At 39.0% G+C, this 15,420-nt stretch carries 16 protein-coding genes; 2 read left to right on the top strand and 14 right to left on the bottom strand.

Annotated features, from left to right (window positions below; genetic code table 11):
• The first annotated feature begins 104 nt into the window (after positions 1–104).
• A complete protein-coding gene (locus tag GR929_RS14760) occupies positions 105–2,096 on the top strand; it encodes a cation:proton antiporter domain-containing protein (protein ID WP_159521103.1) in 1,992 nt (663 codons plus the stop codon).
• A 60-nt stretch (positions 2,097–2,156) separates the two neighbouring features.
• Here the strand turns inward: GR929_RS14760 and rprY are convergent, their stop codons facing one another.
• From rprY to GR929_RS14735, 5 genes are all read right to left on the bottom strand, one after another.
• The gene (gene rprY, locus GR929_RS14755) at positions 2,157–2,843 is read right to left on the bottom strand and encodes a response regulator transcription factor RprY (RefSeq protein ID WP_159521101.1); all 687 of its coding nucleotides are present in this window, start codon (positions 2,841–2,843) and stop codon (positions 2,157–2,159) included.
• Positions 2,803–4,443: a sensor histidine kinase gene (locus GR929_RS14750; RefSeq protein WP_159521099.1), complete on the bottom strand. Its 1,641-nt coding sequence runs from the start codon at positions 4,441–4,443 to the stop codon at positions 2,803–2,805. The genes rprY and GR929_RS14750 overlap by 41 nt, the downstream gene beginning before the upstream one ends.
• Positions 4,444–4,736: 293 nt before the next feature.
• Entirely contained in the window at positions 4,737–5,483 is a 747-nt protein-coding gene (gene rnc, locus GR929_RS14745; RefSeq protein ID WP_159521097.1) for a ribonuclease III, read from the bottom strand.
• 4 nt (positions 5,484–5,487) lie between these two features.
• The gene (fabF, locus tag GR929_RS14740) at positions 5,488–6,729 is read right to left on the bottom strand and encodes a beta-ketoacyl-ACP synthase II (RefSeq protein ID WP_159521095.1); all 1,242 of its coding nucleotides are present in this window, start codon (positions 6,727–6,729) and stop codon (positions 5,488–5,490) included.
• A 20-nt stretch (positions 6,730–6,749) separates the two neighbouring features.
• Entirely contained in the window at positions 6,750–6,986 is a 237-nt protein-coding gene (locus GR929_RS14735; RefSeq protein WP_159521093.1) for an acyl carrier protein, read from the bottom strand.
• 189 nt (positions 6,987–7,175) lie between these two features.
• Here GR929_RS14735 and purN point away from each other — a divergent pair, with 189 nt between their 5' ends.
• Positions 7,176–7,745: a phosphoribosylglycinamide formyltransferase gene (gene purN, locus GR929_RS14730; protein WP_159521091.1), complete on the top strand. Its 570-nt coding sequence runs from the start codon at positions 7,176–7,178 to the stop codon at positions 7,743–7,745.
• A gap of 78 nt (positions 7,746–7,823) precedes the next feature.
• Here purN and GR929_RS14725 read toward each other — a convergent pair whose 3' ends face one another.
• The 9 genes from GR929_RS14725 to GR929_RS14685 all read right to left on the bottom strand — a co-directional run bounded on the left by GR929_RS14725 (position 7,824) and on the right by GR929_RS14685 (position 15,396).
• Complete coding sequence (locus GR929_RS14725) at positions 7,824–9,071, bottom strand: peptidoglycan DD-metalloendopeptidase family protein (protein WP_159521089.1); 1,248 nt, start codon at positions 9,069–9,071, stop codon at positions 7,824–7,826.
• Position 9,072: 1 nt separating this feature from the next.
• The gene (locus GR929_RS14720) at positions 9,073–9,942 is read right to left on the bottom strand and encodes a YitT family protein (RefSeq protein ID WP_159521087.1); all 870 of its coding nucleotides are present in this window, start codon (positions 9,940–9,942) and stop codon (positions 9,073–9,075) included.
• A 211-nt stretch (positions 9,943–10,153) separates the two neighbouring features.
• Complete coding sequence (locus tag GR929_RS14715) at positions 10,154–10,666, bottom strand: hypothetical protein (protein WP_159521085.1); 513 nt, start codon at positions 10,664–10,666, stop codon at positions 10,154–10,156.
• A 3-nt stretch (positions 10,667–10,669) separates the two neighbouring features.
• Positions 10,670–11,359 (bottom strand): DUF6048 family protein, encoded by a 690-nt coding sequence (locus GR929_RS14710; RefSeq protein ID WP_159521083.1) that lies wholly within the window; start codon positions 11,357–11,359, stop codon positions 10,670–10,672.
• Positions 11,310–11,774: a DUF6452 family protein gene (locus tag GR929_RS14705; RefSeq protein ID WP_159521081.1), complete on the bottom strand. Its 465-nt coding sequence runs from the start codon at positions 11,772–11,774 to the stop codon at positions 11,310–11,312. Before GR929_RS14705 ends, GR929_RS14710 begins: the two co-directional genes overlap by 50 nt.
• Positions 11,775–11,888: 114 nt before the next feature.
• Entirely contained in the window at positions 11,889–12,758 is an 870-nt protein-coding gene (locus GR929_RS14700) for a cation diffusion facilitator family transporter (protein WP_159521079.1), read from the bottom strand.
• 87 nt (positions 12,759–12,845) lie between these two features.
• Positions 12,846–14,024, bottom strand: a complete 1,179-nt coding sequence (locus GR929_RS14695; protein ID WP_159521077.1) for an MFS transporter — start codon at positions 14,022–14,024, stop codon at positions 12,846–12,848.
• A gap of 185 nt (positions 14,025–14,209) precedes the next feature.
• Entirely contained in the window at positions 14,210–14,515 is a 306-nt protein-coding gene (locus tag GR929_RS14690; RefSeq protein WP_159521075.1) for an isoamylase early set domain-containing protein, read from the bottom strand.
• Between the two features lie 275 nt (positions 14,516–14,790).
• Complete coding sequence (locus GR929_RS14685) at positions 14,791–15,396, bottom strand: MarC family protein (protein ID WP_159521073.1); 606 nt, start codon at positions 15,394–15,396, stop codon at positions 14,791–14,793.
• Positions 15,397–15,420 lie beyond the last annotated feature (24 nt).

The following is a 15,420-nucleotide window of genomic DNA, read 5'->3' as shown; positions in this document are numbered from 1 at the left end:
TTGTGGTACAATGATCGTTAGTTACTAAAATATGCTTATTTTGATTGAGAAGTTTCAACTATTAGCGGGAGGAGCCTGTTTGTATAAATTCAAAACCTATTTGTATGGAGCTAGTTCTTTTAAAAGATATCGTCATTATTTTCGCCTTGTCAACTGTTGTAAATTTTTTGTTTACAAAAATCAGGGTGCCAACAATTATCGGTTATCTTTTGACCGGGGTAATCACGGGCCCGTACTTTTTAGGAATAATTGGATCCCATCATCAAATTGAGTTACTGGCAGAAATAGGAGTCGTTCTACTCATGTTTACCATTGGGCTCGAATTTTCGATCAATCATCTTTTACGAATACGAAAAATTGTCTTTCTAGGAGGGTTTATGCAGCTCATCCTGACTGCCGGCATTACGATGTTACTTGCCCGTCTGTATAGTATGGGCTGGACAGGGGCTCTGTTTGTTGGTTTTTTAACCGCTTTGAGTAGTACTGCAGTTGTGCTGAAACTTATGCAGGAGCGGTCTGAGATTACATCTAATTACGGACGAACAGTATTGGGGATTCTGATTTTTCAGGATATCATTCTGATCCCGTTATTGCTTTTTACGCCAATGCTGGGCGGGGAAGTGTCTGATCAGGGAGGACAGTTGCTTGTATTGCTTGGGAAAACCATTGTTTTGGTTGGAATGGTGTATATTGGGAATCGCTGGTTGATGCCGCGCCTTTTAACCTTGGTGGCTCATACCAAGAACCAGGAACTCTTTATGATGAGTATTTTCGCCATTTGTCTGTCGGTTGCCTTATTGACTGCCGAAATGGGAATTTCACTTGCATTCGGAGCTTTTTTAGCCGGACTGATGATCTCGGAATCAGAATACAGTCACAATGCGTTCGGGCAGCTCATTCCTTTTAAAGATACGTTTACCAGCTTTTTCTTCGTAAGTATTGGTTTACTGCTTGATTTGAGTTTTGTCGCGAATCACTTTATGCTTGTTGTTTCAACTGTTTTGCTTGTGTTGTTTATAAAAATGGTAATTGCCGGAGGTACTGCATTTATTTTGGGACATACTTTCCGTGGGACAATAATGGTTGGTTTTGCGCTTTGCCAGGTGGGTGAATTTTCCTTTATTCTGGCACAATCCGGCCTGAAATACGATATCATACCGGATTATTATTATCAGTTATTTTTAGCTGTTGCAATTATTAGTATGTCGGTTACTCCACTGCTTATGATGTTGTCTGCACCAGTGGCCACTCGGATGCTGAAATTTCCGCTTCCAAAGATTTGGGTTGATGGTTTATTCCCATTACCGCAAATAGAGATTCCCGAGTTGAAGAATCATGTTGTTTTCATCGGAAAGGATTCCAGATCTCTTAATTTGTCGGTTATGGCCAAATATCTGAACATGCCATATATCTCTATTATTTTTGATCCGGGAACGGTGAAGAAGCTGCAGGCAAAGGGAGAAACTGTTATTTATGGTGATGCAACCAACGAACCAATTCTTGAAAAAGCACATGTAAAAACGGCTGATATTGTTGTAATCTCGGTGGGAAATCAGATTGTATCCATGTCCATTATTGATCGTATTCGCCATTTGACCCCACATGCTTTTATTATTGTGCGAACCAAAAAGGTTAATGATATTCAAGAATTATACCGATTGGGAGCCAATCAGGTGATTCCTGAAGAATTTGAAACAGCAATTGATTTGTTTGAGCGGATATTGAGAAAAAGGCTAGTTCCACAGCGCGAAATAAATATGATTATTGCGAAAATCAGAGGTGATCATTATGGGATTTTCAGGGAAGAAACCAGTAAGTCCGATCAACTGTTTCAGGAGCTGCCGAACCTCGAAATCATGGCATTGAAAGTTCGCGAGGGATCATTTGTGGTAGGCAAGAGCATTAGTGAGATTCGTTTCCGAAAGGTGTTTGGTGTTACCTTGGTAGCCATACTTCGGGAAGATAAGCTAATCGAGCATCCGGACGTACATTCGGTTCTTGAGAAACATGATGTTGTTTACATAATGGGAAGGTCGGAGCAGATCGCAAGCGCATTTGAGCTTTTCGGAAAAGACGACCCTGCCGAATCGAACTAAAAAATCCCCGTCAGCTATTGACAGGGATTTTGGTATCATCATATTTATGTGACAGAAAAATCAAACGATAAGTTTGTAGCCTTTCCCGTGTACATTAATAATTTCAACTGAAGGTTCTTCTTTTAAGTGTTTGCGCAATTTGGTTATGTAAACATCCATGCTTCGTGCATTGAAATAATTGTCGTCAATCCAAATGGTTTTCAGTGCAAAATTACGTTCCAAAACATCATTGGCATTGTTGCAAAGTAATCGTAAAAGTTCTGATTCCTTGGTTGTCAATTTGACCGTTTCTTTATCTGTTGCAAGCGTTTGTTTCCGATGGTCAAATGTAAATTTCCCCAATTGATAGGTCGACTGCTCTCCACCTTTGCTATCGCTTGTGCGACGTAGAATAGCCTCGATGCGGAATATCAGCTCTTCCATGCTAAATGGCTTGGTAATGTAGTCGTCCGCTCCCATTTTAAATCCTTCCAATACGTCTTCTTTCAGATTTTTGGCTGTAAGAAAAATAATAGGGATGTCTGAGTTGATTAACCGAATGTCTCTGGCCAAAGTCATACCGTCTTTTTTAGGCATCATAATATCCAGAATGCACAGTCCGTACTGATGTTTTTTAAATCCGTCGTAGGCAACTTCTCCATCACCATACAAATCAGTATCATATCCTTTGGCTATCAGGTATTCTTTAAGCAGAAGACCTAAGTTTTCATCGTCTTCGGCTAATAAAAGTTTTGTTTTTGTTTCCATTTACTTTCACATTTAGTGGGAGGTATATCATGAATTTTGTTCCTTTATTTAAAGCACTCTCCACCTTTATTTTTCCCTGGTGCGAGTCAATAATTTTCTTCACATAGCTTAAGCCAAGTCCAAAACCTTTTACATCATGTACATTGCCAGTTGGCACACGGTAAAAGCGCTCAAAGATTTGCGCCTGATGTTCTTTCGCAATTCCAATACCGTTGTCTTTTACCGAAACGACTACAAAGTCTTTTTTGTTTTCGGTGTTTACTTCAATAGCCGGAACATCTTTGCCGTATTTCATGGCATTGTCCAGCAAATTGAATATCACATTGGTAATATGTACTTCATCTCCTTTGATCAGATCGTTCTCTGCTGCTATTGTTGATGTTAGGGTGCCATTTTTGCTTTTTACCCGTATTTCAAAGTTAAGAATTACATTGTTAATTAGTTCATTCAAATGAACATCTTTGAATTTTAACTTTAAACGACCTTCGTTAAATACAGCCATTTGTAATACTTTTTCAACCTGAAATCCAAGTCGTTTGCTCTCTTGCAAAATGACATTTGACACATGCTCAATTGTGCGTGGGGTGTTGCTAATACTATTATCGTGCAACATTTGGCTTGCGAGCGAAATGGTCGAAATAGGAGTCTTAAGCTCGTGTGTCATATTGTTGATAAAGTCGTTTTTGATATTCGATAGTTTCTTTTGTTTCAGGATAATCAATATCGTATAAACGAATATTCCGATAAGCAAGGCTGTTAAAATAGCGGTCGGAATAACCATTAATCCGGCTTCTTTTAGGAGGTAGCTTTGACGCTTCGGGAAATAAACAAACAGGTAATTTGGTTTCGGATCAATCACATCGTTTGGGAAGAGGAGGCTTTTATAGGGGATTTTATTGTCCGGATTAAATCCCTCGTTCCCGTATATCTTTTGCTCCTGTCCTTGCGGGAATGAGTAAATGGCGTATTTATAATCCAAGTTTATGTTTGCGTTGTTAAACTCTTCCTTTAAGGCTCTCTCTAGTGCTTTTTGATTTATGCGTTCGCTTATTGGTAGTTGGGAGAAGAGAAATTGATTTTGAATGATTCGATAATAGTTAGCCTGTTCATTTCTTCGCTTTTCGTATTGCTGACGGATATAACCATCGTAATCATGTATTTCATCAAATGCTGAACGGAAGTCTCCGGGCATTCCACGTTCATTTCGATAGGTCGAAGTAGAATCGTTATATGTAATCGATAGTTCCTCGCGATAGGTCGCTGAATTATTGCGTTGAGAAAAGCGAAATGAGATATTGACATCTCCATTCTTTCCCGTTGCTTTATTATTCGAGTTTCCCGGGAAAATACGTTGTTGTTGATTATTTTTTGGAAATAATGAGTTGCGATATGTCTGAAGATTACTTTGCGCAGCAAGTAAAGAGGCTTCTTCCAGTTCTAGTTTTCTGACAACTTGCCGAATAGAGCGGTTCACCATTTGGTCAAACTGTTCTTCTTTTATTTGAAAAGCTTTTTGAATGGAATTGGTTTGCACCAGAATCAAGCTAGTCATTACGATAGCCATGATCACAATCAAAAAAATGATAACTCGTCTACTCATGACTACAAATATAATCTTTAAAAAACAGGGTAATCAGCTGCTTAACAATATTTAACATTGGCTGTATATATTGAGTTTAAGCGGTTTTGATGTAAACAAATTCTTAACAGGCTTTAACATTTGTTAGCATCGCTGCATGTATAATCTCTATATCTTTGTTAGAGCAAATGTATAAAACTGCATTTGCACAAATGGGGTTTAACTGAGTTTTTTACAAGGTGAATTTAGGTTTTGGTTTTTAAAGCGGAGTTGAGAGGCTCCGCTTTTTTGTTTTGAAATCTTAACACTCGCTTTTAATTCTCCTGACCTTCAAGTTCGTTTAGCTTGCCGAGTGCTACTTTTGATGCTTTCTGATGAGCTTCTTTTTTTGATCCACCTTCACCTTTCCCAATTACACGATTATCGATCGTTACTGTTGAAACGAAGTGTGGCTGCTTATTTTCTCCAACGGTATTTTCAACCGTTGAAAAGTCAACTTCTTTTTTATTTTTCTGGCTCCACTCAATCAGCTGACTTTTGTAATTGGTATTTGTTTTTTGAATGACATCCAGATCTACTTGTTGAAGAAGTAATTTTCGAATAATGAAATTCCGGGTGACCTGGTAGCCTTTGTCAAGGTACAAGGCGCCAATAATCGCTTCTAATGCGTCACCATAGATATGGCTATTCTCATCGGTGTTGTTCGTGTTCGATTCAATGTAGTAGTTCAGCCCGATCTGAAAAGTTAACTCTGTTAGAAAGCTTCGGTTTACTAGTTTAGATCTCATTTGAGTGAGAAAACCTTCATCCATATTTGGGAAACGATTATACAGAAATTCTGCGATAACTGCTCCAAGTATGGCATCGCCCAAGTACTCCAGCCGTTCGTTATTAACCCAATTCCCTTGCGAATCAGTTTTTGAAGCTGACCGATGAGTTAGTGCCTTTTCATAAAGTTTAATATTGACCGGCGAGCAATTGAATAATGATCTTAAAAACAAATAAAACTCTTTTCTCGGAGAAGAAAAGAGTTTTATTTGTTGTGCGATATTTCTTATCACCTTATCAGTATTTCTTAAAAATTACTGTAGCATTATGTCCTCCAAAGCCAAATGTATTGCTCAATGCATAAGTCATTTCGCGTTCTTTAGCTTTGTTAAATGTAAAATCAAGTCTGCTGTCAATCTCCGGATCGTCAGTAAAGTGATTTATTGTTGGAGGAACAATTCCATCTCTCAATGCCAGGATTGAAGCAATGCCTTCGATAGCTCCGGCAGCACCTAACAAGTGACCTGTCATTGATTTGGTAGAACTAATACTTAATTTATAAGCATGGTCGCCAAAACATTTTTGAATTGCTTTTGGCTCTGCAATATCTCCTAGTGGAGTAGAGGTTCCATGAACATTGATATAATCAATGTTTTCAGGTTGTATTCCGGCATCTTCCAAGGCCCAGTTCATAACCAGTGAAGCACCTCTTCCTTCCGGATCAGGGGCAGTCATATGGTAAGCGTCTGCCGACATTCCCCCGCCTACAATTTCTCCGTAAATTTTTGCTCCGCGGGCTTTAGCATGCTCGTACTCTTCAAAAATAAGAGCACCAGATCCTTCGCCCATTACAAATCCATCCCGGTCTTTATCAAAAGGTCGGGATGCAGTTGTCGGATCGTCATTACGTGTTGAAAGTGCACGCATCGAATTGAAACCACATAATCCTGCGTCGTTGATTGCTGCTTCGGATCCCCCTGTAATAAACAAATCAGCTTTACCCATGCGAATGTAGTTAAACGCTTCGATCATGGCGTGTGATGCTGATGCACATGCTGATACAGTTGTAAAATTGGGACCGCGAAAACCAAAGCGGATAGATACTAATCCACCCGCGATGTTCGCAATCATTTTCGGAATAAAGAAAGGATTAAACTTAGGGCGCTCAAGGTTGTATGCTCTAACTTCTTCATAAAAAGTTTGCAAACCACCAATTCCTGCTCCCCAAATCACGCCAGCGCGATCTTTATTGAGTGTTTCCAGGTCAAGACCTGAATCGTCAATTGCTTGCTGAGATGATGCAAATGCATAAAGTGTGTATGGGTCGTGTTTACGAACCTCTTTTTTCTCAACGTAGTCCGTTGGATCAAAGTTTTTTAACTCACATGCAAATCGGGTCTTATGAAGGTCTACATCCATCCGAGAGACAGGTGCAGCTCCACTAACTCCGTTTTTAAGCCCTTCCCAAAATTCCTGTACAGAATTACCAAGCGGGTTTACGGTTCCAAGTCCGGTTATAACTACCCGTTTAAATTCCATAAATGTTTAATTCAAATTTATTACTTAACGTTTGCTTCGATGTGAGAAACAGCTTCACCTACAGTTGAAATCTTTTCAGCCTGATCGTCTGGGATAGCCAAATCAAATTCTTTTTCAAATTCCATGATTAATTCTACTGTATCCAAAGAATCTGCACCTAAGTCATTTGTAAAAGAAGCTTCATTTGTTACTTCGCTTTCGTCAACTCCCAATTTATCAACGATAATTGCTTTAACTTTACCTGCAATGTCAGACATAGTTCTAATTTTAAGTTAATATTCAATTTTGTTTTTAAAAAATCCGGTGCAAAGTAATAAATTTACCCAAAATATATCAAAGAAAAACTTAAATAAATAGCTATTTTGGGCTGTAAGTTATTGATTGTCTAGACTATATTTGAACATGTGAGTCCATTATTCTAAAAATATAATAGAACTAAATTTGAGATGAAGAAAATTGCTATTTTTGCCTCAGGATCAGGCAGTAACGCACAGAATATTATCGAGTATTTTAACGGGAATCGGAATGTTATTGTTGATTCTTTGTGGTCAAATAACGAAAATGCTTATGCGTTAATACGAGCAGAAAGACTTGGTGTTGAGACTTTTACTTTTTCAAGAGACGAGTTTTATCACAGTATTGACATTCTTGATGAATTGACTGATCGAAAAATAGACATGATTGTCCTGGCGGGCTTTCTTTGGTTGGTGCCGAGGTACCTCACCGAAGAGTTTCCGATAATAAATATACATCCGGCTTTATTGCCTAAGTATGGAGGAAAAGGAATGTACGGTCATTTTGTGCATGAAGCTGTTGTGAAGAATAAAGAAAAGTCATCGGGCATCACCATTCATTATGTGAATGAAAAATATGACGAAGGGAATATTATTTTTCAAGCAAATTGCGATGTGGAGAAATCGGATACTCCAGACGATGTAGCTCAAAAGATACATTTACTTGAGCATGAACATTTTCCCCGGGTGATAGAAGAGGTGCTTTACCAAGGTCAGGATTAAAATAGGTATAAAAAAGCTCAAACAGCAAATCATTTGCTGTTTGAGCTTTTTTACTTTTACTTATTTATATGTGTAATCCTATTCTTGAAAAGGGATTAGATTAAGCTGTGCGGTCAGCGAGTCCTTCACTTGGTTGTATGCAGCTAAATTTTCATCGTGAATCGGCTCCACAGGTGGTGCTTTTACTTTCAGCGGGTCCATAGCCGAGCCGTTTCTAAATACCCTGAAATCGAGATGAGGGCCAGTTGCTAGTCCTGTTGCGCCAACATAACCAATAACCTGTCCTTGCTTTATTCGCACACCGGGAGCAATTCCTTTTGCAAAGCCATGTAAGTGCATGTAGCAGGTTGTATAAACCGAATTGTGTTTGATGTATACAAAGTTTCCACCTCCGCGCTTTTGATAGCCCTTTCGCGTGACAACCCCATCACCAATCGATTGAACAGGAGTCCCGGTTGGAGCAGCATAATCAATTCCATGATGTGGACGCCTGATTTTAAGTACCGGATGGAAACGACTATTTGAGAATCGCGAGCTGATTCTCGAAAATTTCAACGGCGCTTTCAGGAAAGCTTTTTTCAGACTATTCCCTTCTTTATCGAAATAGCTTAGGCTGCTGTCCTGTTCAAAATGAAATGCGTAAAAGTCTTCACCCATATGCTGAAACTGGCAGGCGTGAATTTCGCCAATGCCAATTGATGTGGAGTCAACATACTTTTCTTCGTAAATAACCTTGAACTTATCGTTTTTTTGAATGCCGTAAAAGTCAATCGACCATTGATAAATGTCGGAAAGCTCGATGGCCAGGACCGGGTTGATATTGTTATCAGTCATCGCATTCCAAAGTGAGCTTTTAATTGTTCCCGACGCAGACTTCAGCTTGGTGTAAATGGGCTTTTGTCCTCTGTAAATCTGAATGGAATCGTTCAGGTCGTAAACCACATAATCGGTGTTGTCGATTTCGTAAACGAAATAGGCAGGTGTTTGAGCACTGTCTTTCTTCAGGAAAAAATGATAATGGTTCTTGTGCTTTAATTTACGAACATCAAAAATGGGTTTTGATTTGCGAGCCAACTCATCAATCTTTTGATACGAAATATTCTTTTTTACCAAAATATCAGATAAATTCTGGTTACGCATAATATCAGCACCTTCAATCGTGAATGAATCCACGGGAAGTCCAAACAGAAGAATAGGATCGGGTATTGGAATTGGTTCCGGTTCGGGAACAGGAGCCGGATTTTCAACCGGCGGGTTAGTCAGAAAAACAACTAATAAACTTAAGGTAATCAGCACTAAAACAATTTCGGCAATATATTTTTTCATATTAAATTTTCATCTTGTCAAAACCTTGCCCATAAACACCCATCACACTCCCCATGGAAATAAATGCTTCCGGATCGATCTCTTTTAATTTTCTAAAAATGAGACTGGTTTCTCTTTTTCGCACCACTGTCATGACTATTTTTACCGACTCTTTGGTGTACCAGCCTGTTCCGTCAAGTACTGTAACGCCTCTACTGGCATTTTTATTGACATAGTCGGCGATTTCTTCAAATTTTTTCGAAAATATAAAAATTTGAGCAGATGCGTTCGAACCATTTAAAAAAGCATCAATCGTATATGCAATTACCCACATGGAAACATAGCCGTAAACAAGTTTGCTTGGTGATTGAAAAACAAAGTAGCTTGATGCAATGATAATCACATCGCAATACATGATTACCCGACCTGGGCTAATGTTGCGATATTGGTTGATTATCATGGCAATAATGTCGGTTCCTCCGGTGCTGCCTCCGCGAGTAAAGACCAGCCCAATTCCAATTCCACCCATCATGGCTCCCAAAACAGCCGATAGAAAAGTATCGTCAATCAGCGGTTCGCTGATTAGGTTTGGAGTAAGCCAAAAGAGTAGGGTTGCGATTCCCATGCTGAAGATTGTTTTTATGCCAAAGCTTGCTCCTAAAATTTTAATGGCTATTAAAATGAGAAATGAATTGATTACAAAGTAACTAATAGCAACGGGTATCTGGGTGCTATAAAAAATAACTGCCGATAGACCACTGATTCCTCCTCCCGTGATTTCTGCAGGAATTAAGAATACGGTCCATGAAAGAACGTATAGCGACATGCCAAATGCAATTATCAAATAGTCCGTCAGTGTTGTCTTTAATTTTATTTTTTGTGTTTCAGTCATTTTCTACTTTTTGTCTCCGGTTTAAACTCGTAAAAATTCGGGTTGCTTTTGGCTGCCGAATTGGCTGCAAAAGAATGCTTTTTATTTCGACGAAAAAATGGGTAAAAGTCACTGTTTGAAGAATTATTTTGCGCCTTCAAATCAGAAATAAAAAAAGGATTAAACACAAAAAAAAAGAAACTGAAATGCTGACCGATAATGACTGGAAGAATTAGTTAGCCGGAATCAAGGACGGCTCTTGAATGATCAAATACTCCCACTTGGCAGTATTAAATTTTCGCCCACGTGAAAGAAGTTGTACACCTTTGATAGCTAACAACGTTCCAAAGGTTCCAATACCTGCTGCGAACGGAATAGCCAGTATGGCAAACCCACCTTCAGATACTGCCATAACTGTTCCACTTATTCCACCGACTCCGGTCCAGGAGCCAAGTAGAGTAAACACACCTCCGGTAAAATTGCTGGTGGATAGTTTGGCGTAAAGTTCCTGTATTTGATTGATTTTGATTGTGTCCGAATTTACGAGGATCGATTCTTTATCGATAATTTTGAATTTCCCCTTGTATTTTTGTCCGTCCTTTTTAATGGTAATTTTGGCACCTTCCTTAATTAGCCAGGTTTGCTGATTTCTGTATTTTCTAACTACAATACCATTTTCGCTTTGCGCTATTCCCGAAAACATTGACAGGAAAATAAAGCCAAAAACCAAAACAAGATGTTTCATGATCTACTTTCTAAAATTAAATGGAAAATTGTAGTAAACTGAATATGAAAAATCGAAATTGAATTTCTTTTCAGCCGGACCAAACCCGGGATTAAAGTAGACATGAGGCAAGTCAAAATCTTTTTGCCCTAGTTTTAGTTTGCCACGGATGCTCCAGCCTATGAAAAAGTTTTTCAATACTTCGCCTTTCATGCCAAATACAATCTCGGTCCATTGAGCGCTGTAGTTTTGTTTATCGAAGCTGCCGCTGTAGTCGCCCCAGTAATTAGGCACATAAAAGGACTTAACCTGCTGGTTGGCTAGTGTAAATCCGTATCTTAAACCAACATACACCATATCCATGTCCTGACGATTTTCAGCAACCAGAATGTTGTAATCGAAACCAATTTTGGAGTACGAACCAGCTGCCGAATAATCAAGATAGTCTTGTGTTAACCGGAGTTTCTCCCATCCGGTTTCGAGGGTTGGGTATAAGTTTGGCACCAGTTCCATGTCAACACTAAATTCAGTCCCATAGCGGTTTCCTTTGTTCCAAAAGTGTTGCAGTGAGCGCGAAAGATCCATTCCAACGCGCACCCCATCCATGTGAATGAAGTTGTCTTTTCGCTTTGGCTTCTTGTTTAGGTCGCGCTCCTGCCCAAAGCTAATTAGCGTTATCAGGGAGAGAATTAATGTATAGCTTAATATTTTCATGCCAGGTCTTTGTCACCAAACTGTCAGTCACATCGTAATCGTCAATACGGTTAAAACTGTGGTCGACATCAAGTATTTTAAATTCGTTGTAAAATCCGGTTTCTGCTGATTCGAAAACTAATTCGGTCTCATGGGTAATTCTCAAGGTGTCGGCAATCGAGTCTAGCAAAATTACAAAGCTCGTTGTTTCTTCAAGACTTAGGGGAAGCAAGAATAAATCAGTGGTTTGCTGATAGAGCCATATACTATCCTCCATGCCAATGCCGTATGCCGAAACTTTTGGAGTTGCGGTGTCCAGAGTGTCGACATTTTCCAATGCAATTTCCAAAAACGCCTGCGGTGGCTGCTCGTAGACATCATCGCAGGAAATTGCTAGTCCAATTAGAATTGAAATGTATAATAAGTTCTTTCTCATCTTAAAAATCAAAAACGCTAAAGTAAGGATATTAAGTATGAATTGATGGCAAAAGGCAACAACTTTTTTTTAAAAATAGCGATATGAAAATCCGAAGCGGTTTTTCAGAAACGCTTACGAATCTTCAAGCGGTTCAGGATGGATGGTGGTAACCAAGTTAAATTTCCGTTTGATATGATTTTCAATCCGGGTGCAAATTTCATGCGCTTCGCTTAATGGCATGTCGGCCGGAAGCTTGATGTGGCAACTTAACTCGTTATGATGTCCGTACTGATGTAGGTGAAAATGATGAATAAATACCTCTAGTTCAAGAAGCTTGTCAACCTCTGTTTTGATGCCGTCAATGAGTGTCGGATCAATTCGTTCTCCGAGTAAGCTTTTTATTTCTTTCGAAAGTATTTCGTAGCTGGCATAGGCAATCATAATGGCAACAATTAAAGCCAGCAGAGAGTCGATCCACCAAAAATACTTGCCAACCAAAATACCAATTAAAATGATGACGGATGAAAGCGAGTCGGTTCGATGGTGCCAGGCATCAGCTTTTAAGATAGACGATTTTGTTTTCCGATACCCCCAGAAAGCATATTGAGCAAGCACTTCTTTTCCAATAATTGAAATAACCGTGACAATAATAGCGATGGTTCCAAATGTGCCTGACTCCCGGTTGTTGAATCGTTCAACGGAATTAATCACAAAGTCAAAAGCGACAATGGCTAATAGAACACCAATAATGATTGCAGCAATGTGTTCGGCTCGTCCGTGCCCGAAAGGGTGTTCCTCGTCCGCTGGCTTGCGCGACAGCCGTCCGCCAAGTAGCACGATAACCGACGAAACGGAATCGGTTAAGGTGTGCCATGCATCGGCAATTAGAGCGATCGATCCGGATACGATTCCGGCCCAGTATTTCAGGGCAAAAAGCAGCAGGTTTGTGAAGATAGAGATCCAACCCTCTAAAAGGACATATTTTTTGTTACTGTCAATCATTCCTTGAATTGTCGCTACAAAACTAGCTATTTCTATTAAAATAGTTGATTGAATAGTTGTTGTTTTTCGTTTTTAGGACAAAGCCAACTATTTATGGGGTGATGTGGAAAATACAAACTGGATGATTACAAACATTGAAAGTGCAAGTACCGCTCCGGCTCCAAACGCTGCACTCAACCCTTTTAGTGAATAGAAAATACCAACAATCAACGGACCTAAAGTTTGCCCCAAACGAAGAACCATCGAGTTAACCGACATGAAAGCTGCACGCTCCTGAATAGAGGCAAAACCAACCAACAGGTTTTGAACTGATGGAATAATTACTCCGTGCCCAACTCCGAATAACATTACCGAAACGATCAGCATTTCATAGCTTTGCGCAATCATCATTAATAATGTCGAAAAGAAGTAGCTCAAACTTCCAATAATAAGCTGTTGCTTGATGGTTATTTTTTTACTTATCCAACTTAATCTGGATGAAACAATGGCTGTGGTGACTGACATTAAGGACATCATTAAACCGATCGTATATGATTCCGATCCAAAACGGGTTTTCATCATTAATGGGAAATAGGTGAGATAGGTACCATAAAGAATGATGAAAAGAATTACGCTGAGTATCAAAATAACCCAAACATTCTTTTGATTAATAGTTTTCCAAACCCGTGAAAAGTAGTCTTTTAGTTTGGTTTTGTTTTTGGGTTCCGGGTTATTGAGTCCTTTAATAATCCATATTCCTAACGGAATAGCAAGAATCGGCAGTATAAAAATAAATTGCCAGCCGAATACAGCGATTGCACCACCGACTGCAGGATAGGTGGCCGTTCCGATACTCAGAACACTCGCATTGTACCCCATCACCTTGGTTCTGGTTTCTCCCGAAAATAAGTCGCCAACTAACGTGATATTCAGGCTTGAAAGTGAACTTGCTCCAATTCCCTGAATGAATCGTAAAACAAGAAGCCAGAAGAAACTAGGGGCAAACATGCAGCTTATGCCAGCAATTCCAAATAGGAACAGCGATGGGACAAGAATTAATTTTCGTCCGTAGCGGTCGGCGAGTGTCCCGGTAACAGGTGTTAAAAAAATGCCGGGCAGGGTAAAGGCTACAATAAGTCCACCAACTTGTTGAGGATTGATTTTGAAGTGGGCAATAATATCAGGAAATGCCGGGGTGATACTAGCAACCCCCATCATCGCAATTAGTGTAACACTAAAAATGATATAGATATTATTGTTTTTAAAAACTGCGTTGTCTTGCTGCATAAGACCTCCTCAGGTGTCTGGCAAAATTAACTTTTCTCTATCAAATTAAGTTAAGTTAGCTTTGCAAATATATGCGGATGGAAGGTTTGTTAGATGATGTTTGAATAAGCGTTGCCGAAGTGGGTGGAAATACGGGAAATATGAACGAAGAAAAAAAGGTCTGAAATTGAATTCAGACCTTTCTTTTAAATGGCTTCGATCACTGAATTTTCTTCGCCAAACTCATTGGTTGCGAAACGGTCAGCTTCAGGATCATTGATCCATTTTTCGCCATCAATTAGGTAGCGGAATTCGTAAGATTTTCCTTTTTCAAGCTCCAGCAGGGTCGTAAAATCACCTGTTTTCAACTGTTTCATGCTGGCAGTTGTATCCCAGTTATTGAAATCACCTGCTAGTGCAACTGATTTAGCACCTTTAACTTCATCTTTTGACAACCGGAAGGTAACTTTACAAACCGGCTTCGATTTTAAAACTTGTTTCTTTAAACTCATACTTTATACTTTTTCTAACTAAACTAAACTAAACTAAACTATGGATCTAACTCGTTTCAAAATTAACCGATGAATTGGTGAGATGCAATAAGTAATGCTCAGGTTCACAGTTTGTTAGTGATAATTTAACACAGATGTTTTTGGAGGGTGCATTTTTTGGTTTTTGATTGCCTGTAAACCCAATGAATACAGGCGTTCGCTTTATTCGGTGTCGGAGGATAAATAAATGATTTGAGATAAAATAAGAAGTAGTTAATTGGCTTTTTTTCGTGTTTTTAACCGATCCCGAATAAGTTTTTGATACCCATAAGCACCATATTTATGCCAATGGCACCAATGAAAAATCCATTCAGACGCAACAAAACCTCCATGTTTTTATCAAAGGCAGTTTTAAATTTCTTTGTTTCAATCGAGTCTCTGAATTTTTTGAGTGCAAAAATAACCAGAAAATTAATGAGGAAGATGATGGTTAGCGATCCACCTCCAATCAGAAAAGAATGGTCGTGAGCCAGTAAAATAGTTAAGGAGATTGTACCGGCGCCAACCATAAAAGGCAGAGCTATTTCTGAAGCTAAGTCGTCCAGATTTTCTTTAATAATAATTAGTGCTTTCTGCCCCTTTACAATGTAAAAGTAAGCATACGAGAAAATAATTATTCCACCGAAAATACGAAAAGATTCAAAGTCAATTTTAAAAATCAGACGAAAAAACAGATCTCCGGAAAAGAAAAAAACCAGGCAAACTAAAAATGAAATCAAGCTTGCTTTAAAAATAACCATCATGAAATCGCGATGCGACAAATCTTTTCGAATAGGATCGAGATAAAGAAACAGGGCGAAAGGATTCAACATGACTAGAAACTCAACGATTGATGATAACATGATAGTGTATTATATTATTGATCT

The organism is Sunxiuqinia indica, assembly GCF_009847015.1.
GTDB classification, from domain to species: domain Bacteria; phylum Bacteroidota; class Bacteroidia; order Bacteroidales; family Prolixibacteraceae; genus Sunxiuqinia; species Sunxiuqinia indica.
Note: the sequence above shows the minus strand (reverse complement) of the source record. Positions and strands in the feature narration are given on the sequence as shown.